Genomic DNA, 22,215 nt, shown 5'->3' with positions numbered 1-22,215 from the left:
AAGCTCCTTCCTGCACCTACTCAAATCGAACCTTAAAGACACTCACATCATGACTTCCTACCGTGACAGGAAACATTAAATCACCATGCTTGGCAGCTACTCGGCATGTGGTGACCGCATACAAATCCGTAATCTCACAATTTCCATCTGGAATTTCTACCAATCTTACTTCGGAAGACAAAGCCTCTGCGCCATAATTCATTATGAATACCAATAGGCCATCTTCTCCCCGCAATGTTGAAATCTTCAGTCCAAATGTATCGGTACGATGAAGCCTTAGCCCATGCTCGCTCACAAGCTCCCTCACGAAAGCTCTAACGCTGTCTTGCTTCTCCATGAAGTACCCGTACCACAGGAATGTGGCAATCGTAACAATCTGACCCTTACCACGTGGCGTACGGAGTATTGCCGGGTCTCCGTTTGTAAAAGTGCCAACTACTTCAACAGCCTCATCATAAACCTGTAGAATCTGTCTTTCATAATAGCCGTGGAGATAGTTGTCCCTCTCACCATAATGTATATCCAGTCCTTCAGGGTCGATATCCTCAAATGTATAACCCAACACCTCATTCATCTGCCCAAATGGCATAACGCGATGTACCATGCCTGTATTGTCCACAGCTCCGAAACGTCCATCGCACACGACAATTCCGCCCTGTTCCGCATACGTCTGAATCGCTGCAGCTAATTCATGGCTTACGTTCACTTGACTAGAAATAAACAATGCTTTATACATGTTCACCGTGCCATCGATGATCTCTTCTGGAATGACATAGTCCGCTGGAATACCTTCCTCCCATAATACATCATACATCCCAGCCAATGAATCTAGATAGATGGAATCCGACAGTTTCTGACCATGGTTGCGCGAGTAGGCTTTGGTGAAATCATGATTGAGCTTATCGTACAGGATCGCTACTTTAGGAAGTTCACGGTCATACGTAGTAAATTCCCTCTCGTGATTATGTATGACCTTAGCAATTGAACCCGCTTCAAGTGCCCGAACGGTGTAGTTCCCTCGCGTGTCTACAAGGCCGCGTCCCATTGTCTGCACTCCCTTGGTGAAAGGGTCCCATTTCCAATAGATGATCCCTTTGGCTCCGTGGGATATCGCCTCCCAGCACCACCACCGCAGATGATGCGGGTGAACGACAGAGAATGGATTAAACATCGCAACATTATGGCTTTGCAGCTCCGAAATCCAGAATCTCCCCTCACGAGAAGCTGAATGTACACCCGAGAGCGTTTGCCAACGCTGTGATGGTGACAGTCCGACTGCATCATTCTTCGGATACAAGGATATGCCGAATTCATCCACACTTTCTGCGACGTTCCAATCATCCTGCGGGAGTGAATAGTGTTCATCCTTCGAAACGGACGCATACACATTATCCGCGATGGTCGGGTGATGTGGATCGACCGCTTTGACCACGGCAGCCCAATCTTTTAGAATCATGCCCATGTATGCCTTTTTAAACTGATTATAGTCCACAACGGGCATGACGCTTGCCCACATCCAATTCGAGAACTGAATTTGGGACCAGTCGTAGTACGTTTTCTCCCAAATATCATTCAGCTTTCCAATTGTGCCGTATTTCTCCTTCAACCATTCCCGGAAAGCCTGCAGCGTGAAGCTATCATAGGACTCAAACCTTGTTTCATTGTAAATGTCGTAGCCATATAACGAAGAGTAATCTTTATAGTTGGCGGCCGCTTCTGAAAATGTCTTGTGAATCAGCATCCGTACTTCGGGATGGCTATAATTGACAACACCATAGTTTGGCCCTTTATTCGTGAAATGACCATCAGGATCCACTGCGAAATACTCAGGCCGCATCACGAAATCCGGCATATATTCGAGGAACGTAACCTGTCCTTCCAGCTCCATGATAATCTTCATATCCAGATCTTCCGCTATTTCTAGAATTTTACGTCCCGTATGGAAAGGATAATGCGGCAGCATGCGATCCTCCCACCAATAAATCGCTGGCCATATGACAACTGTATTCATACCCATTTCTTTCATACTCTCAAGCGAATGGCGGATATCCTCAAGTGTAAATTCCCTTTGTATCTTCAACACCGTGCCATATGAAAATTTAGACATCTTATTATGTCCCTCCTAGGTTGTCTTCATATCTGTTAATCATCCTAACTATACGCCAACCGCCCGGCTTCCCCTATCCCGATTTTTCAGAAAAAAGTAGACTTTCTTCCGTTTTTGGCTGATGATAATAGCAACTTAAAGGAAAGTGAGCCCGCCCCATGCGCTATTTCACATTGGAACAAAATATGAGCCCCGATTTCCCCTTTAACCTAACCGTGAAAAATAAATCGCAGTTACTGCAAGTCGGGCTGCATGCCCACGATTACTTCCAAATCTGTTATGTCCAGATGGGCAGCTGTATACATGTTGTTGAAAATCAAAAAGCCACCCTTGTAAAGGGTGACCTCTTTTCGATTCCGCCACATTATGAACACGACTTTGAGCTATTTGCGGATAAAGATATTGAGCTTGTCCACATCGATTTCATGCCTTATTTGCTCGATAGCTCCTTACTAGGTCTTAGCGATATGGAGAGCTTCGTGAAATTCGCTTTCATTCACCCTTTTGTGCAATTGAATGACTCTCTGCTTCCAAAGTTGAATCTCTCTTTTCAAGGTCAGCAAATCATCGAGGCACTCATCCGTGAGATGCAAACTGAATGGCAAGGACGTCAGGAAGGCTTTGCACTCATCATCAAATCCCTTATTCAGAAACTACTCGTTGTCGCAGGGCGTGAGTATGCGGCCTTCATGGCACATCGGGAAGATAAACGGCATGTGCAGGCTAACCGTAGTCATTTTGATAGGGCAATTGCATTCATTGAAATGAACTATCACCGGGACATCAAGCTTAGCGATGCAGCCGCAGAAGCTACCATGGCGGTTAATTATTTCTCAACCATGTTTAAACTGCTTACAGGACGTTCCTTCGTGGAATATGTGACTGATTTGCGTTTGAATGAAGCGCTCCGACTACTTCTTGAAACTAGCGAGAGTATGGAGCAAATCGCTTTTCGTGCTGGCTTTAACCATATGACGCATTTCTACCGTGTGTTCAAAAAAAAGACTGGGATTACGCCCAGCCAGTATCGAAAAATGAAGCATATTTCTCTTTCATAATCCAGGTATATAGCCTATTTATTTCCAAGTAAATTGTATAACGCTTGAGCCGTTTCCATTCGTAAAGCCGTGGAAGAGGGAGAGAAAAGCTCGTTCGAGATGCCTGAAAGAATGCCTAATTCGATAGCCTTATTCACATCTTCTACTGCCCATGTGGAAATTTCGCTTTGATCTGTAAAGCCATCCAGTTTACGATTAATTAGCGAATAGCTGCCATTCAAATATTCATAAGCTCTAACTAATAGGATCGCCATCTGTTCTCGTGTCATTTCCGCTTTCGGATCAAATGTCCGTTCCGTAACACCCGAGACCAACCCGGCTCGACTTGCTGCAACAACATCTTGGGCATACCAGGCATTCTCCTGAACATCTTCGAAGTCCGAAGTCAATGTTGATTGCTTCTTCAAATGTAAGGAGCGAACCAACAACGCAGTAAACTGTGCTCTCGTCGTTTTCCCATTAGGATTAAATTCACCCGAAGTCATACCTTCAATGATATGTTTCGCAGACAATACCTGCACAGCTCGTGAGGCCCAATGTGATTCAGGCATATCATCAAACTTCTTATCATACGCCAGTACAGCGTAAATGCCCGGTTGATCCGGCGAGAATATAGCTTTTTTAGCCGCTACATCAATAGTACCACCGACATATTCCCATTTCCCGCTGGTTTTATTATAACTATAGACGCCTAGTAGCGCAGTATCCTTGCCTGTAGAATCAAACGGCAGCACAATTTCAACACCGGATTGGAGCTCATTCGCTGACCACGTTGTACCAGCCTCAGATCGTATGCTTAGTGCAAATTCAATAGCTTGACCTGCTAAATTGACACGAACGGTAGGATCCGTTACACCTGCTTGCAAAATAGAAGACTCCATAACGGGCCGCGCCATGATATCCAGTGTAGTTTGACTTTCATCGCCAACTATTTTGTCCTTGAGTGCCTTTAAAATTTCGGGCTGAACAGTCATCTGAGCTGTCACTCCAAGAACTTTTAGCAGAACATTCGGAATCTGCTTAGTTGGCACGGAGACTGTATCCTTATCAGATCCCATTTCTACCATAGCTTTGTCATCTTTTACTATGACGATATCTGGCCGTACTGTTGGTCCATTAGGCTCGGTCGATTCAGGATCTGTTGGTTCTGGATCTGTTGGTTCTGGATCTGTTGTGCCTGTTCCTGTTTCTTCTTCAGGTTCAGGTACCAGTTGCAAGGAGACATGCTGCGATTTCCCCATCGTATCCTTTACATTCACTTTGAATTTCAGCGTAGGACTCAGTTGTTGAATCTCAATTCGATTATCTTTGCTAATCACATGTTGAACAGGCTTATCAAGCTCAATTTCAATGAACCCATTATTCTCTAGCGTTGGATCAGCAACAGCAATCTCATATTCCCCTGTATGTGTATTCCCTTTCAGCATAACCGATGCTTGGCTATTTGAGGTTATACCACCAACAGAAGTTACTTTATCCTTCCAGAAATTGAAGCCAGTCATCCCCAGCTTATTCTCACGAACCGCTTGCACGTCTTGTGAATTGGCCAAAACCGTATAATCCGGCGACGAAGCATACGCTGAGGTTTCGTTCTTGCTAGCATTAGGCAGAATAGCATATTGATAGCTATCATGAGTTGGATTCGAACCGTGATCAAACCACATGGTCAAATAATTATTTTTTAAGAGCTCCGTAGGTATCGTTGCTTCAGGCGGATTGCTCAGGCTCGTATCGGAATATCGGCCTTCTTGTTCCGCACGCATCAGTTTAAGTGATTGCGTACCCGGAAAGACATAGCCAATATCAGCACCAGCTACGTTGCCTTGCAAATGAACCCATTCCGGATGCTCCAACGTTTCTTCTCCAAAGAATCCATTCTTTGGCTCCCCATTGACATAGAGTTCATTCGTATTCGTTGAAGACAGCTTACGCTGTTCGACAATCGTTTCTACGCTCTTATTATCTGTACTTGAAATATCTGAGCCTAAGGCAATAATTTCATTGTCAAAAGTAAACCACGACTTATTCGCCTTCAACTGTGTGCCATTCTGGATTAGATTCATGCCAGTAACCCCATATCCGCCTAATACCGCGCCACCAGCCCAAGAGTTCGCAGGAGATGATTCCCCATCGCCATATTGGTACTGGTCTGACGTTCTAGGTCTCACAACGACAGTCGTACCTGGTAGGCGATACCAATTAAGGGTTGCCCAATAATGATTCGTATACTGCGATAAATCATTGTTGTACAAATAGGTCATGCCATCACCGGTATACCAGCCTTTCGCATTTTCACCATTCGTCAACTCATAAGTCACGATTCGCTTAGAACTCTTACTCACTCCGAAAAGATAGCCATTGCCCACATGTACGCTGCGAGCCATCGCATTCATTTCAAAATGTTCGGGTAGTTCAACGATGGGTTGAATAGCCGGGTCTTCGATCCACTCTTTGATCGTATCAGCCAAATCTAGAGGAAGTTGACTGTAAGTCAGCCCTCTAGCCAAAAGAAACTGGAAATGATATTTAATGAAACTTTTTAAATAGGCGGCCCTCTCCTCTGAAGCCGTTTGTGCGATCCGGGACATACCAAGCAATATATTTTTGGCCGATCCATAGGCATCTAAGCCTTCCCTAACGATCGCGCGTCCACGTGTCATATCCAGAATCTGTCCTTTGTACATAACTGGAGCATATCCTTCTCGGATCCATCGATACACATGCTCTATCTCAGGAACTACGGGCTGCCAAGTACTCCCATTCAATAACAGCAGTAAATTCCCCATGCCACTAATCAACACTTCACCATAACTGCCTGTATACGCGACCTTGCTATGCTGAATAAATGAACCATCCTCATAGAAACCATCGCCCGTTGTCACATAATCAAAAAGAGGCGTCAATCCATCACGTGCCTGAATAAGACGATCATAATTTTTCTCAACAAGACCCATTCTCGTTTCAATCAACATAATATCCGAACGATTAGCCCCCACCTGCGTAAACGTAGGTAAACTAACATCGCCAATGTAATGATCGATACTTGCTGTGTTCCTAGCAATCTGCTCTGGCGTCAAATCGTCATACATGAGAATGAGAATATCCGCTAACCGAGTGGGTATACCGATATCCCAGTTCCACCAATTACCAAACTCCACGCCTGTGTTCGTATATAAATGATCTAACATCCAATCCATAGCTTGAAGAATGTCTGACTTTAACGCAGGGTTGTTAGTAAGCAGTGCTCCTTTCGTTGCATATGACTGTGCCATCGTTTTCAATCGTGTATAGTGATCGAGGACAAACGTTGAATCCGAAGTGGATGGTACTACATCTGTCCAAAGTGTTGTACTTGCCCCGTTTAATTGTAAGCTATCCCAATACAATTGGGCTTTCGCTGCATTATCATCAATTCTGCTTTTGATCTCACTGTTCGTCACGTCTAAAGAGTCTTTCCCCGTAATCGTTTCTTTCCAGCGAATTCTAAGTTTATCGTACTCTTGCGGATCCTTCAGCACGGGAGCTTTTACTTCAATCGTCGCAATTGCTTGTTTACCATTGGACGAAGTTGCCGTTATGGTGGCTGTGCCTACTTTCAATGCCCTTATATGCCCATTCTCATCAACACGAATCATACTGGGATTATTTGATTGCCATGTCAGCAGCCTATCGGTCGCGTTTACTGGCGCAACAACGGTTTCCAATTGAAAGGTATCATAGTTGGTTATTTGTAAGGGCGCATTCGTAAAACTTACACTTACAAGGGGAATGAACGGCGTTACGGTTACTGAAGTATGGCTTGTAATAGCACTATTTAATTCTGATGTAGCTGTAATCGTTGCATTTCCTGCAGCAATTCCAGTGACTACCCCATTCGTATCAACCGATGCAACACTCGAATCGGATGACTGCCAGATCAGTTTCTTGTTCGTTGCGTTATCAGGTTGAAATACGACCTGTAATGGATGTGTTTTTCCTTCAACCAAGGAGGCCTGGTTGGGTAAGGCAATGTTGGTCAATAGTATCGGTTTACTGACCGTTATCGGAATCGTTTTCATGAACGCACCCTCATAGGTGCTCACAGTAACGGTCGTGTTGCCCTCTTTTATCGCGCTAATGAAGCCATAAGTGACGGTAGCCACTGTTGGATCATCCACGTGCCATAAGAAACGTTGATCTGACGCATCTGCGGGTAGGGTAGTTGCCGTAATGGTGGAACTGGTCGTCTCTGATAGTTCAAGTGCATCAAGTGAGGTAGATAGACCTGTCACGGGTACATAATCCGAGAGTTTGAGATCATCCACATACCACTCCCCCTCAACCCCACTTTTAAAATATTGATATAAATAAATGTGTCTGATATTCAACCACGCTGCTGGAAGAGAGGCTTCTCCTAGAAATTGATCATTGGCAAAATAGCTTACCTTCCTGGCAGCGTTATCCACGAATAGTTTCAAACGATACCACGTATTCGCCTCATAATTGGCCAATGCAACATTACTCGCATCCCTTATTTTTCCTGTGTTATCAAATGTAAGGACAGACACATTCGTAGTTGTCGTAGCGGGAACAGGTGCGTTCAAGCTCCTGAACTGAATGTCCCTGCGATGCTGGGTACTGTTCATATAGACGTTAGCTTCGAACACGAGATTGCCCGAAATTCCTGAATTTCCAGCAATGGCTCCACCTAAATTGTTTCTACCCGTATTCAGGTTTGTTGTATTGGAGACCATCTTGAGACTGTAATTATTACGCAAGGGGGCTTGTGCCATCATGACATAATCTGTATTTGCTGCCGAATTATAAGTACCCCAGGCGCCTCCAATCGTACCCGTGTAGGTGGTCCCATTGTAAATCTTCGTGTTCTTAGGTGTTGCACTTTCGTCATAATTCACGCTAACATGTACGGTTGTTGCCGCTTTTGCGGGTGGCAATCCGCCAAGCCCCGGATTTATCCACAATGAGAAGGAGATCACAAGAACCAGTATACTAGCCATACATTTTTTGCCCGAAAGTCTCATACTACGCCCCCATTTTTTATCATTTCATCTGCAAAACAAACTCCCGTGGCATTGCGTCCTTACACGCAATTTCGATTACTGTCGTATGCTCATCTCCATTTCTTGCGGCGAGTCGACAACCCAGATACTCACCTTTCATAATCCAATTCCCTCTTAGAATGAGCCGCATCGTGGACGGAATGCTTTCAGCACGAACCCATTGTCGAGAATAGACGCTAACTTCTATTCGGTTACCCTCTTCATCATATTGATCAGATTCGTTGCCCTCATATAAACGTAAATCAGGATCGACTGCGCTTATGATCAGTTCATCGCCTGACTCCCGAATCATAACCATCGCCGGTGTGTCGATATCACGAAGCCATCCCTCGTCAATGCCTGTATTTGCTTCAAATAACGCATAAGCCGTGGTTTCGTTCGCATGATCCTTAACGATGTGTGCGTTGCGATCTTTGCGCAGCACGCTATACGCCGCTGATGCGACTCTTTGCATGCTATTGCAAAAGGCTTCGAGATCATCCCGATCCGTTTTCACAAGTATCGTATATTCGTAGCTGCCTTGTTGAGGTGCACAGCCATGCGCCAACCAAGCGGCAGCAAAACTCCCCTGTGTATCCGCATCGGTAGCTTGATGTTTGGAATACTGCACGCTTCTGGACACCGACACACTTTGACCTGCTGGAATGTAATAACCATTCTCCAAATGATCCATAAGCCATATGGATTCCTCCAGAACATGCTCATACGCATATGGAAACTCACTAATCGGGCTATGGTTATTCACCCAGATTGGACTCTCCTGATCAGCGAGATGATTCTGAAACAGTGTCGTTTCAGTTGGACAGGTCGTATTCGTGTTCACGATATCGGAGCCTAGACAAATGATCCGATTATCGAAGAAGAAGACCGATTTGCGAGCACGGTGACTGCCTTCATATTTCGGATGCTCGTGCAGCTTCATCGCAAACATACCGTTCCGTCCTTCCAAATTCAATCCTCCAGCATATGTTTCGTCTGAAAGCAGCATCTCTTCGAATCCGCTGAACGTATCCACGTTTCGTACATCCGAACGCAATTCTGGGATCGGTTTGTGCACAGTCGTTGTCCCTGGCCAACGGTTCCAATCCCAACCGTCATGATGATAGCCGCTAGCCTCATTATTGATCGGCTGGCCTTGACTCATGATCTGCACATGGCCATGCGATATGTAGCGACCATAGAGGTTGGCGCTGACATACGATTCGTTCGCCCACAAATAGCGACTATGACCTCTTGCGCCTACTAGCCACGAGCCTCTGCGATGTATCGCTAACGCTGCAAAATTCATCGTCCAATGTCCATTGGGGTCCTCTTCTGGTCTCATCCCCATCTCTAAAAACCGTTCAGCGACTTCTGATTTCTCCTCGTGATGATGCAGCCGTAAATAAGCAGCAGCCACCTCTTTATCAACCGACTGTAACCCATCAGGAGTTCCAGCTAACGCCATATATTTGAACGGCTCAACCTCCAATTTCCCTTTCCCCGTAGGATGTCGTGATGACAGACTTACCAGCCACTCGTATTTATTGGTGTACAATCGCATGGCTAGAAGCGCTTTGCGAACAGAGGCTTGAGCTTGTTCAGCCACTCGGTACGGAGTACCACTTAGCAGATAGATGACAGGCGTAACGCCGAGGAAGCCGCCTATTGCGTATGCGGGGTAATGGTTAACATGATGGTAGGCAGAACCGTCTAATTTGTAGGCCGATCTTAGTCCTGGTGCTGGTAGTAGTGATTGACTGAGCCATTCACTGAACGAAATCAGCTCATGTACTTTCGTTGGGGAATCGGGCATAATCAACAGGCTTGCCAATATGCCATGAAGAGTCGTGTTGAAAATATCGATATTCCCTTCAATGTCTTCAAACGATGAGTGAATGCGCCCTGCGCCGCTAAACCAATACATCGTTTGCTGTGTTCGTTCAAGCCGCCCTGCTTGCGCCAATTCCTCCCGCATCAGATATACAGCCGGATAATAATTTCGATAATTGTAACCGAAATGATGGACAGTCCCTTGGGAGCTGCCATACGTCCAGCCTTGCTCATCCATATGGTCCAGTGTATCGACAAACATTGCGCACAAATCTTGCTTCCAACTCACATGTTCTGTGGACCGAAAGCAGACGGCGATGTCCAACATGAAATCTGTATACGCAGATAGCTGTACACAGTTCGCAAGTTCCTTCCATCGTTCTTTCTCTTCCTTTGGAAAATGGTCGAAGAAAGGAAGGTCAATCGACCTTCCTGAAATTACATCCCCCTTGTGTGAAATTCCGAAGCTGGAGAAAACTTCCTTTATTCGCATCACATCTTCTTGCGTCACATCACGTTCTTGAAAGACCAATTGCTCAAACCGCTTATGGATAATTCCATGCGCCCTTTGCTGTTCGGAGGATACAACCTTAGGCGCTGGCTGTCTCCCCTTCAGTTCATCAAAAGCAAGCAAACTAAGCCAATGAGCATTCGCTTTCTGATCTGCCTCCAGATTAACGAACGGTACTTGTTTGTCGCGTGTGTGAAATCGAGGATCGATGCGCGTGTTCAGCATTAACTGATTGATGTACAACGTCCCCGTGGCGATTGACCTCGGTGCGTGAATCGTCAGCGTGTCCATTTCCGGGTGAGGATTCCCTTGCATATCTCGCTCATAAGCAACCCAAGCCGTACGCCACCCGCGGAAATTGAGGTGAAACTCAAACCGGCAATCCGCCTTATCGTTCCGTCCAAATTGAAAGGTAAGTACATCGGATATTGGCTCACCGTTATAGATCCATACTACGAATGAATCGCGTTCCTGACTGCTCGAGCCCTCTTGATAGGGACGATAGCAAATAGGTTCATTCACTTTCAGATAGGAATCCGCGCTGTAATCCCATTGCAGACTATGCCTTCCGTATTTGTAATACTGGTCGGTTATTTCTAAGCGTGCGTTGTTATCACAACCAAATTGCGATGGGATTTCATTGTCAAAAGAAAATATCTTCATGCTTACTACTCCCCTATCACCGTACCGTTATTTCGTTGCCTGATAGCGGTCATACACCGTTTGATAAATCTTCATCATTTTATCCAGACCCATTTCGTTCAACTTCTTCACATAGTCGTCCCACTCTTTGTCAATGCCGCCAGACATCATCCATTTCGCATACATCTTGCTAACATAGGCATCTACATCCGTCAAATAACGTGAAATCTGATCGTTTTCTTCGGCAGTAAAATAGGCTTTCGGGAAAGAATCATTCACAAGAAATGGCGCGTACACGGCATCAATGTCGATTTTGGTCCGTTTTCCTGAAGAAGCAGCTACAGCCATGTCACTTGCCGCCTTAGTGGTTGCCCAAACGGAATAAGCAGTTGGAGGTACTTGTTTGAAATCATCCTCATTAGCCCCTGTTGGAAGATTCACAACTTCGTACTTGCCATCGGAGCGTTCTTTCAAGCTCTGGCCACCAATTACGCCTTTGCTAAGCTGCATAGAATTTTTCGCGTCATACATGTTATCAATCCAACGAATGGTTGCTTCGGGATTCTTATTCACATTCGTAATCGCGAATGAACCTCTCAGTAGAATTCCCGCTGGGTACTCCGCCCACACTGGCTTCTGTCCAGCTGGCCCTTTCAGTGGCGGAAGCGAAACGTAATCTTGATTAGCCGGGTTCCAGTCAAATGCTACGCCTACAATCCCTTTAGCGGTTTTGGCATTGAACACCTTGGCATCCTGCGTAAAGCTTTCCTGATCGACCAAGCCTTCCGAAATCAACTTGTTGACATATTGGATAGCTGCCTTGTACTCCGGTTGAACAGCCGTATAAATTACTTTGTTATTCTCAACGGACAGGTGATTGTTACCTGCTTTGTGAACATCACGATCGATACGACCGAAAGCACCGAACAAGGAGTTCACATCATTATTCCAATTTTGAAAAAAAGACATAGGAATCTGATCCTTCTTGTTATTACCTCCAAGATCGTTTTCTTTGAAAGCTTTCAAGGTTTGATACAATTCATCGGTTGTCGTCGGCATAGGCAGCTTCAGCTCATCTAACCATTTCTTGTTGATAAACATCGTTGATTTCGTTCTAGAATACGTTTCATCAATAGTCGGCAGTGAATAGATATGTCCGTCCGGTGCCGTTAACTGCTTTTTGTACACGGGATTATCCTGCAGCAACTTCTTTACATTTGGTGCGTAGGTATCGATATAGCCTTCCAATGGAATAAGAATGCCCTGAGAACCATATTTCACTACATCCGTATCTTCACTCAAAATACCATGCGCATAGAAGGCGTCCGGCAGCTCGCCGCCGGCAAACAGCAGGTTTTTCTTTTCCTGCCAACTGCTTCCCGGTGTCAGGTTCCAATTGATATGGATGTTTGTTTTCGTTTCGATATCTTGAAAAAACTTATAATCGTTCAAATCTTTGCCTGATGGCGGTTTGAAAGCAGCAATGTTTAACGTCAGCTTTTCTTTGGCAATTGGAAAATCGGTTACGTTAAGATTGCTCGGTACTTGCGCTGTCGTCGTTTTTTGGTCGTCTACGGTTGCAGCCTGCTTATCTCCGCAACCTGCAAGTCCAACAGCCATACTTAATGTGAGTGCAACTGTACCTAATCCCCATTTATGATTCATATGCCAGCACCATACCTTCCGAATAGTTATTATCTTGCATGATCAAACATGAAATCCGTGACTACCCTTTTAATGAACCAACTAACGCGCCTTTAACAAAGTATCTCTGAAGAAACGGGTACAAGATCATCATTGGTAGACTGGAAACGATAATAATCGCGTATTTCATCAACTCGAGCTTTTTTTGCTGCTCTTGTGAGCCGTCCATTAAATTCTGCAGGTCAGAACCTTCGTTCATAATGAGGATGTTCCGCAGTATAATTTGCAGCGGCTGCAAGCCGTTGCTTTTCAAATAAATCAACGCTTGGAAATAGGAATTCCAATGCCCTACGGCATAAAAGAGCACCATCACCGCGACAATCGGCATCGCCAACGGAATTGCGATTTTCACAAAAAACTTAATGTTCGAGCATCCATCAATCATGGCCGATTCGAGCACCTCCGTTGGCACGTTGGACTGAAAAAATGTGCGAACAATGATGACATTAAAGACCGAAACCGCATTCGGAAGGATCATCGCCCATGTTGTATTTAAAATGCCGAGATCTTTGACTAGCAAGTAGGTTGGAATCAGCCCGCCACCAAAAAACATTGTAAATACAAGCAGGAACATGAAAGCATTTCTTCCAACAAGGTCTGTCCTAGAGAGCGCGTAGCCGGCCATAACTGTCAGCACGACATTTAACGTTGTTCCGGTAACCGTGTACCATAATGAATTTTTAAAACCAACCCAAATGGTCGCATCGGAAAACAGCCTTTTATAACCATCCCATGTCACTTCTTGAGGAAAAAATAACAGTTTTCCAGAGTAAACTAAATCTGGATTTGTCACAGAAGCGGTAACAACAAAATAAAGCGGATAGAGAACAAGTAGGAGCAGCACGACAATCAACGAATAGTTGATAACATCGAAGGTCATGTCCGTCCTATTTTTAGCCAGCTTCATACATTTCCCTCCACCCTTTTACCATAAGCTCGTTTGTTTTAACGATTTGGCAATTTGGTTCACACTTATTAATAAAATGAAGTTAATGACGGTATTAAACAACCCAATCGCAGAAGAATAGCTGTACTGTGCTTGTACAAGTCCTGCTTTATACACGTAAGTTTGAATCGTCTCGGATGAATCAATATTGAGTTGATTTTGCATCAAATATACCTTCTCGAAGCTTACACTCATCATATGACCCATATTCATGATCAGCATAATGATAACAGTCGGCAGGATCGCTGGGATATCGATGTGAAAGACACGCTGCAGTTTCGTTGCTCCATCGACAACCGCTGCCTCATGATACTCTGGATTCACAGACGTCAGTGCTGCCAGATAGATGATCGTTCCCCAACCTATATTTTGCCAAATGCCGGAGAAGACAAACACAGTCTTGAACCAGTCTGCACTGCCCATAAAGAAGATAGGCTCGATGTTGAATACACCCAATAGGCTGTTTACAGCACCTGTTTTGGGAGACAAAAGTAAGTACACAATCCCGACGACAACAACCGTGGAGATGAAATGCGGCGCGTATGTAATCGTTTGCACAAGTCGCTTAAAACGCTCATTGGTCAGTTGGTTAATCATAAGCGCTAAGAGGATTGGAGCAGGGAATGCCACGAGAAGCTCAAATATACTGATCCCCAGCGTATTTCTAATAATGGTTCCTAGTTGATAAGATTGAAAGAACCGTTCAAAATTATCGAAGCCCACCCACGGACTACCCATGATCCCTTTAATCGGATTGAAATTTTTAAAAGCAATCTGCACACCATACATCGGGACATAATGAAAAATAATAAAATAGGCAAGCGTCGGCAGTAGAAGCAAGTACAAATCATAGTTACGAATGATTCTTTTAATCGTGAATGACATTTTGTTTTCACCTCCACTGGATCTTATTTGTTATTGAAGCATTTCCTCGTATTGAATCCGCCTTCATAGTTGTAATCTAACCATCTACACGACATCGGGTAAATAAGTGAGATCGCCAATCCACCTATGCGAGATTTATGATCCCCATGAATTTCAATCTGATATGCCAAATATGAACCGTATATGTGCTGTTTATAGCGTTTCTCCACCTATTTAACTTGCTTTCGGTATTCGCCAGGCGTTAGACCCACTTGCCCTTTGAACGTACGGATAAAGCTAGACGCATCGTAGTAACCAATCTGTTGCACAATCTCCTTAACAGACATGTTAGGGTCTCGAAGCAACTGTTTGGCCTGTTCGATCCTTATCTCTTTCAAATATTCCATGACCGTTCGACCGGTCTGTTCTTTGTAATAACGGCTCAAATAGGATAGGGAGAGAGCAAAGTGTTCGGCAATCTTTTGTACAGAGAAATCATATTCACGATAGTTTTGCCGCATATATTGGTTTATTTGGTCAATCATTACGGCAGGGGATGCCGACTTGGGCAGGTCAAGGAAATGACATAATGTTGTGCAAGCGGTTGTGAGTACATCAGCAATTTCATCGAATGTCGTATAATCGGTCAATGCTAAAATGTCTGGTAAGCTATCCATTGCGCTTCCTGGTCTGCGCTTCTCCATGCAGGTACTAAATTTATGAATCATGTCATAACAAAGTTCTTTGGCGATAAACAGCGTCATTCCGCTTTGTTTCATTTTCAAGGTGATTTGTTGGACGCACATGGTAATCCGAGCTGCTTCACCACTCTGCAGCACGATCTCCAATTCGTCCAGAACACGTCTGGGATTTAATAATTCGGCATGATCATGTGCCATAAGGTCATCGAAGAAGATCACGCGCTGGTTGCCTTTGATCATCTTATAATCAATCGCGGTTGATGCCTCCAAATAGGAACGTCCCACTTGCGAAAGTTCCCGATATCCGTTTCCGATCCCCAGTGTAATCGGGATATCAAACGTCATACTCAAATGATCATGTAAATCGTTCATCCACAGCTTTCGTTCCGCTGGACTGCCTCCCCAAGACACAATAAAAATAGCTCTTCGTTCTTCTAAGCTGATCTTTCCATGTCCGATGGCATATCCCCCGAACTGCCGCTCCACTTCTGCAATCAATTGCTCCCTGTAGAACAATTGGGAAAAGGGGAGCTCTAGGATCATCACCGTGATATCTGGAAAAGGGAACGTAACACCAACCTCTTCACCCCGTTCATTCACATCGTCCAGTGTTTGAAATTCTCCCTTCAGAAGACTGCCAAGAAAATGGTCTCTAACCGCTGAGCGATTTTCTTCCAACTTGCGGCCTAAGGTTCGATTAGAATCGGCAATATCGTTGATCATAGCGCCAATTGCTTCAAATACGTTCGATTTGTGAATCGATTGACCTCGAATTGTTTCTACGAGAACAGCTAACTTTTTAACCGGGTTGTAATTCAATACCATAACAACGTAAACGAATGCCCCGCCAATGATTAAAATGACTAGCAAGTAGCTAATCCACTTCAAGATAGCTTGATTTACGGGTGCAACAACGGATGCATAAGGCAGCATAATGACGTAGGTCAGACCACTTTGCGTTGATTTCTGCAAGGAAACAACAAACTTTTGATGTTGAAACTCTTGAATATGCCGTTTGTCCACCCCATTCACAATTTGCTTATAAAAGTCGACAGATTTCAAGAAATCCTCTTGTTTATACGCGGATATTACCCTGCCTAATTGATCGAAAACGATCGCATTCCCATTCGGCAACAGCTGATCGGGATTAAGTCCTTTCAGTAAGGTATCTTCTTTTAATTCAAACAATACGGTACCATACGGTTTTTGGTTCCTTATTGGAATCGGTACGAGATACGTAATTAAACGTTGAAGAGGTAACCCCTCCATCCTAACGTCCTCTGCAGGCCGAAGTATGGTGGTGTTCACATGATTTAAATCAGCCTTAAACTGATCTTCGCTCCATTCGGTAAACTGATAAAATTTACTGGCAAAATCATTAACTTTATAGGTACTTAACGAAGTGTATAACTTCTCAGATCCGCGGATATGGAGAACAATTTCACGTATACTGTCATCGAGAATCTTACTTTCTAATATCTTTTTTCCTTGATAGGCACTAAACATGTCCTCCTGTGCAAGTAAATAAGGTGACAGCTCCGGAGCTTCCGTAATCTGATTGGCAATTTTATTCATCAGAATGAGTTTGTTATCAACTTCGCGCTGGAGGCTATTCAAAAGCGACTGATTGTTTCTCTCAACTTCGTCCCCCACAATCGTTGATAATTGAAAATACCCTGTAATTCCCAAAAATAGCATAGGCAACAGAAGAAGCAAAGTAAAAGAAAACAAATAACGGTTAAAAACCGTCATAACCCTGCGTCTATATCTCGTAAAGTTCATCACCATTGCTAACGTTCATCCTTTGGGCTGTGACATCAACTTATGCTTATCATTATGCCTAGTTTCACCAGAATCCAATAGGTGAATGTTTTATACCCCTGTACAGGATGAAAAAACAGTTAGGATCCGATTTTGCGGATGCTAACTGTTTTTTTAAGGGGGCTGGTAGATCCCATTGCCACATAGGGAGTTGGGTCAAGCTATACTAACTGGAAATATGCAGACTACTTTACCTTTACCTTTACCTTTACCTTTACCTTTACTTCTACTTCTACCTCTTACTTCTACACACTAACCTTCCTCCACCACCACAAACAAATTAGATGGATTTCATGTTGTTATTTCTGCTGATTTTCGCCCTTTTGGAGCATTAGATGGATTTTCTACAGTTAATTCCGTCTACAAACCACCAATTCGCCATTCTATCTTAAATTAGATGTGCTTTTTCCATTTAATTACTAAATTCCCGTCTAAATGGCTAGATTAGCTGTACTTTTTACATCTATTTGAAAGCTATCTACTCAATTGAGCACTACTCCTACTCCAACTCCCCCACCACTTCTACCAACCAGGAATTCACACATTTAACTATCTTACTTCGCCTTCCGTTCATACCAGTAACCTGGAATGCCACGCTCCAACCGCATTAAGGCTTCCAGATAGTAATAGTCGCCCCAAATCATATAGTCGTCCAGGCCATTATTGCCTCTTACATGATAGGAACCGTGTTTCAGCAAGCCTTCCGCTTCTTCACCAATCGTTGCATACTTGTTTACAAGGGAATGCATCGTGTGATCCAATCCCTGCTGGATCCAGCCTCGATCTCCATCCTCTTCTGGCAGGAGATCCAACAACTCCAGCATTCCGCAGGCCGTAATAGCCGATGCCGAGCTGTCGCGACTTGTATTCGCTTCAATCGGCACGTTGAAATCCCAATAAGCAACATGATCTTCTGGTAAATGATCAATGAAATAACGTAACAACCGTTTTGCCGTTTGCAGGAAGGCAGGATCCTTCGTGTAGCGGTACGAAAGTGCAAAGCCGTAAATGCCCCACGCCTGACCACGCGTCCAAGTGGAGCCATCCGTATAGCCTTGATGTGTACCGCCACCAAGTGGATCTCCTGTCTCCTTATTAAAATAAAACGTATGATACGAAGAATCATCGCCCCGTACCAGATACCGTCTGGACAGCTCAGCCTGTTTGTAGGCGACTTCGGCATATTTCGAAAGTCCTGTTATTTCCGAAGCCCAATACAGCAAGGGCAAATTCAGCAAGCAGTCGATAATAATCCGACCACCATTCTTCTCATCATGTTCCGAACCCCATGCTTGCAAGTAGCCACCTTGCTCCCGCCATCTGCCTAACAAATGATCCGCCGCTTGCAGCGCGAGATCACGAGTACTTTCGTCCTTTTCTACGATCCATCCTGCTAATGCCGATAATCCATACAGGAAGCCGATGTCGTGATGTTCTAAGCATACTTTCGCCGCCAACCGCTGTTTAAAATCTGCAATTTGCTGCTTCGCTTGATCTCGAAAAAATGTCTCTTGACTATACTCATAGCTTAGCCAAGTAAGCCCTGTATGAAACCCTTCGATCCACTCCTCATTCGCAGACCAAGCATATCGATTTTCATTGGTGATATGTGGAAAAGTCCCTGGATGTCCCTCCAAGTTCCGGCGAATTTTGCCGATGGCATCTTCAATTGCTCCACGCCACATCGCTGTCATCCTCCCTGTTTTTCCGTTTCATCTTCGGTATTTCAATCCTCACGCCAGTTCAAACTTATCATTTGTACGAATTAACCAGCTTTGCAGCTCTTCCTCTAATGACATCAGAAGATCCGTATGTGGCCGCTCGCTAAACACAATAGGGTTGAGCTGATAAGGGTCCTTTTCATGTTCATATAATAATCGCTGCACTTCTGCGCCAGGCGCATAACCTTTATGGACGACATAGGTGTACTGACTTGTGCGAATCCCCCGCCAGCCAAATCTCCGATTGTCTAACCCAGCAGCGGCGAAGAGTTCCATTGCATCCTTCCTTCCAGGGAAGGCACAAATGAAGGCAGAAACAACATCCGTATGACTCCTTCCGAGAAAATCGCCGGACAGGTCAAGTCCTTCAACGGACACAGGCACGGGCACACCGACTAGTCCGAGCAGCGTAGGCATAATATCCACACTGTTAAAAAGCACATCCGTGCTCCCCTGCTCAATTGTCCCTCTCCAGCTCATCACACAAGGAATCGCGATGGATTCCTCGTGCCAGGAATGCTTCGCCATGAGGCCGTGCGAGCCCATGAGCTCTCCATGATCCGACGTGAGCACGATCAGCGTATTTTCTGCAAGTCCAAGCTCCTGAACTTCCCGCCAGATTCGACCGAACTGCTCATCCATGCCTGATACCGCTGCGAAATAATCCCGCGTGTACCGGAGCAGGGCCTCATCTCCGCTCTCAAATGGCTCCCCTGTATGCGCAGCCAACTGCTCCGCGTTCACATTGGGACGCAAGCTCAGCTCCCGACCACGATAGAGCTCCTTGTAGCGTTCAGGTACAAGCTCGAAGGGGCTGTGCGGCGGATTCCAAGAGACAAATAAAGCAAAGGGTTCCCCCGTTTGCGCTTTCCCTTTTGCCCGAATAAAGTCCAGTGCCACATCCGTCTCATGCTCCAATGACCATTGATCCACTTGAATCATTTCCGGTGTGTCTTTCCAATAATGAGGCTTCAGATGATGATCATACGCACCGTAGGAATACCAGAAATCAAAGCCGTGCCGCTTCGGACCTGGCGGTGTATACGCATCCCACTCACGCGCACCGGATACAGGCTCTGGACACACATTCTGCTCAGGTAAATCCAAATGCCATTTACCGATATAACCCGTTTGATACCCCGCACCCTTCAACGCATCTCCGATACCTACCTCGTCGGGACTCAGCATAACGTCCGCACCGATTTTACAGTTCGTATAGACCCCCGTCGACTGCGGATATTTACCTGTCATGAGCGCTGCCCGGTGCGGCGAGCATAGTGGCGTACAAGAGAGCGCATGGTTAAATACCAGACTCTCCTGTGCGAATTGATCGATATTCGGGGTGATAACCGGATCTTCGCCGGTAAACCCAACAGCTTGCTTTCGCCATTGATCTGCAAAAATATAAATGATATTAGGCTTCATGTCAGGCTCACCCTTTTACCGCGCCTGCGGAAATCCCTTCGACGAAATGGTCTTGGGCCATAAAGTAAATCAGAATCGTTGGAATAATGGCGCATACCGCAGCTGCCATCAAAGGCCCATACTCCGTCGCATGCTCTGATTGGAAATGCTGCATGCCGAGCTGGAGCGTAAACAAGCTATCCGAATTCAAGTAGATTAAAGGCCCGAGGAAATCGTTCCACGCATGCATGAAAGTAAAAATCGTTAAGCTGGCAATCGCCGGGCGCATCAAGGGAAGAATAACCCGCGAATAAATACCGAACTCGCTCAGTCCGTCAATTCTCGCTGCTTCTGAAAGTTCTTCCGGAATGGCCATAAAGAACTGTCTGAACAAGAACACTCCAAATGGACTAAATGCTCCAAGAAGAATCAACGCCCAGTGTGAATCCATGAGCCCAATTTTCTTCATTAACATGAACTGGGGAATCATCATCACTTGGTAAGGTACCATCATCGTCGCCACATATAAGAAGAACAATTTATCCCGTTCAGGAAATTTCACTTTAGCAAATGCGTAAGCTGCCGTGGAACACGTAATAATTTGCAGCAGCGTGGTAAGTACGGCAATTTTGATCGTATTTAAGTAATAGGTGAAAAATGGAAGCTCCGTCCATACCTTGCTATAATTCGACCAGTAAAAGTGACTCGGTATCCACTGAATCGGGAAGCTGAATATTTCTGCCTCGGACTTCACGGATGCGGATAGCATCCAAAGGAAAGGAACAACCATGGACAAGGCAACAGCAGTAACGACGAGATATAACACTGCTTTTCTCACTACTGCGCCAAGCTGTGGACGCTTCGACAGCCTCATGGTGAACTGACTTGATTCTAATTGCATACTCATGCTGGCTTCTCCTTTCTCTCAAGCAATCCGCTCGTTAGGAATAGTTCACCCAACGTTTTTGTCCTCTAAATTGAATCAATGTAATAATGAGAATAATCGTGAATAGCACGTAAGCCATTGCTGAGGCATAGCCATATTCAAAACGTTGGAAAGCCGTGTAATAAATGTCGTAAACCAACATGTGCGTTGAACGACCCGGTCCTCCTTTGGTCAAGACGAACACCAGATCGAATACTTTGAATGAATTGATGATGCCCATAATTACCGTAAAGAAAATGACAGGAGACAGCATCGGTATCGTAATTTTGCGGAATTGTGCGACTTTACCTGCACCATCGATTTCAGCTGCTTCATATAGATCTTTAGGAATCCCCTGCAACCCTGCTAAGTAAAGAACCATGTAGTAACCGATGGAATGCCAGATACTGACGATAATGACCGAGGCAAGTGCCCATTGTGTCGAAGCCAGCCACATAGGCGGATTATCGATTCCGATGCTTCTGAGTATTCCGTTAATGGGACCCATGGTCGGGTTATAAAGCAGCTGCCACACGACGGCTACAGCAATCGTTGCCGTAATATGCGGCAGAAAAATCGCCGTTCGGAATATTTTAACGCCTCTCAAACCTTTATTGAGGGCGACTGCTGCCAAAATTGCAAGGAACAATGTCACCGGTACGGAAACAGCTGTCATAATTAAACTGTTAAGCAGTGAGATACGGAACGTTTCATCCTGCCATAAGTGCGTATAATTCGATATTCCAGCCCACTTAATTTCGCCAAATCCATTCCATTCTGTAAAGCTCATAAGGAAGGAAGCACAAACCGGCAAGCAAATGAAAATTAAAAATCCAAGTATATTGGGAAGCAAAAATGTATACCCTGTCAACCGATTACGTCGTAATGCTTTGCTTGTGACCTTCATATACTCCACCCCTATTGAAGCAATCGAGCTCC

At 44.9% G+C, this 22,215-nt stretch carries 12 protein-coding genes; 1 reads left to right on the top strand and 11 read right to left on the bottom strand.

Going from position 1 to position 22,215, the window contains the following annotated elements; all coding sequences use genetic code 11:
- Positions 1-16: 16 nt before the first annotated feature.
- Complete coding sequence (locus HQN88_RS12905; RefSeq protein ID WP_173112071.1) at positions 17-2,107, bottom strand: beta-galactosidase; 2,091 nt, start codon at positions 2,105-2,107, stop codon at positions 17-19.
- 158 nt (positions 2,108-2,265) lie between these two features.
- On the opposite strand from HQN88_RS12905, the gene HQN88_RS12900 reads away from it, so the two are divergent.
- A complete protein-coding gene (locus tag HQN88_RS12900) occupies positions 2,266-3,165 on the top strand; it encodes an AraC family transcriptional regulator (RefSeq protein WP_173112068.1) in 900 nt (299 codons plus the stop codon).
- A 14-nt stretch (positions 3,166-3,179) separates the two neighbouring features.
- On the opposite strand, the gene HQN88_RS12895 is transcribed toward HQN88_RS12900, so the two are convergent.
- From HQN88_RS12895 to HQN88_RS12850, 10 genes are all read right to left on the bottom strand, one after another.
- Positions 3,180-8,162 (bottom strand): polysaccharide lyase family 8 super-sandwich domain-containing protein, encoded by a 4,983-nt coding sequence (locus HQN88_RS12895; protein WP_173112064.1) that lies wholly within the window; start codon positions 8,160-8,162, stop codon positions 3,180-3,182.
- 43 nt (positions 8,163-8,205) lie between these two features.
- The gene (locus HQN88_RS12890; protein WP_173112061.1) at positions 8,206-11,211 is read right to left on the bottom strand and encodes a chondroitinase family polysaccharide lyase; all 3,006 of its coding nucleotides are present in this window, start codon (positions 11,209-11,211) and stop codon (positions 8,206-8,208) included.
- Positions 11,212-11,238: 27 nt separating this feature from the next.
- Positions 11,239-12,855 carry a type 2 periplasmic-binding domain-containing protein gene (locus HQN88_RS12885; protein ID WP_173112059.1) on the bottom strand — a complete coding sequence of 539 codons (1,617 nt, stop codon included), beginning with the start codon at positions 12,853-12,855 and terminating at the stop codon, positions 11,239-11,241.
- Between the two features lie 61 nt (positions 12,856-12,916).
- Positions 12,917-13,801 carry a carbohydrate ABC transporter permease gene (locus tag HQN88_RS12880; protein WP_173112055.1) on the bottom strand — a complete coding sequence of 295 codons (885 nt, stop codon included), beginning with the start codon at positions 13,799-13,801 and terminating at the stop codon, positions 12,917-12,919.
- An 18-nt stretch (positions 13,802-13,819) separates the two neighbouring features.
- Positions 13,820-14,725, bottom strand: coding sequence for an ABC transporter permease (locus HQN88_RS12875; RefSeq protein ID WP_173112052.1), 906 nt, complete (start codon positions 14,723-14,725; stop codon positions 13,820-13,822).
- Between the two features lie 209 nt (positions 14,726-14,934).
- A complete protein-coding gene (locus HQN88_RS12870) occupies positions 14,935-17,193 on the bottom strand; it encodes a helix-turn-helix domain-containing protein (protein WP_173112049.1) in 2,259 nt (752 codons plus the stop codon).
- Positions 17,194-17,780: 587 nt separating this feature from the next.
- Complete coding sequence (locus HQN88_RS12865) at positions 17,781-18,911, bottom strand: glycoside hydrolase family 88 protein (protein ID WP_173112046.1); 1,131 nt, start codon at positions 18,909-18,911, stop codon at positions 17,781-17,783.
- Positions 18,912-18,959: 48 nt separating this feature from the next.
- The gene (locus HQN88_RS12860) at positions 18,960-20,372 is read right to left on the bottom strand and encodes a sulfatase family protein (RefSeq protein ID WP_173112043.1); all 1,413 of its coding nucleotides are present in this window, start codon (positions 20,370-20,372) and stop codon (positions 18,960-18,962) included.
- A gap of 7 nt (positions 20,373-20,379) precedes the next feature.
- Entirely contained in the window at positions 20,380-21,258 is an 879-nt protein-coding gene (locus HQN88_RS12855) for a carbohydrate ABC transporter permease (RefSeq protein WP_173112040.1), read from the bottom strand.
- A 34-nt stretch (positions 21,259-21,292) separates the two neighbouring features.
- Complete coding sequence (locus HQN88_RS12850; protein ID WP_173112037.1) at positions 21,293-22,183, bottom strand: carbohydrate ABC transporter permease; 891 nt, start codon at positions 22,181-22,183, stop codon at positions 21,293-21,295.
- Positions 22,184-22,215: the final 32 nt, after the last annotated feature.

This window comes from Paenibacillus qinlingensis, assembly GCF_013204845.1.
Taxonomy (GTDB): Bacteria; Bacillota; Bacilli; order Paenibacillales; family NBRC-103111; genus Paenibacillus_E; species Paenibacillus_E qinlingensis.
The sequence above is the reverse complement of the archived record's forward strand: the minus strand, read 5'-3'. Positions and strand labels throughout refer to the sequence as shown.